Below are 255 nucleotides of genomic sequence, written 5' to 3'. Positions count from 1 at the left end.
GAATGGATTCGGTTGGCCGCAGGCGTGGCTCAACCCGACCGGTAGTCGTCGAGCATCGGCGCGAACATCTCGTGCCACGCGCGCGGCTTCGCCTTGATCGTGCCGGCCAGGTACAGGAATTCGACGTAGTCCATCAGCTGGTTCGGCAGCACCGAGAAGCGCGTGTCGGGCGCGGCGAGCATCCGCATCACGTCGTCGTGCGACACGCCGACGCCCGACGACGTCGCATACAGCGCCGCCGCCGCACGCGGGTCC

At 68.2% G+C, this 255-nt stretch carries 1 protein-coding gene; it reads right to left on the bottom strand.

Translation table 11 applies throughout. The features are described 5' to 3' along the window. Positions 1 to 29 precede the first annotated feature (29 nt). Positions 30 to 255: hypothetical protein (locus AAEY72_RS15600; RefSeq protein ID WP_352311529.1), on the bottom strand; the 226-nt coding region annotated here is incomplete at its 5' end.

It is taken from the genome of Psychrobacter sp. W2-37-MNA-CIBAN-0211 (assembly GCF_040309405.1).
Classification (GTDB): Bacteria; Pseudomonadota; Gammaproteobacteria; order Pseudomonadales; family Moraxellaceae; genus Psychrobacter; species Psychrobacter glaciei.
Note: the sequence above shows the minus strand (reverse complement) of the source record. Positions and strands in the feature narration are given on the sequence as shown.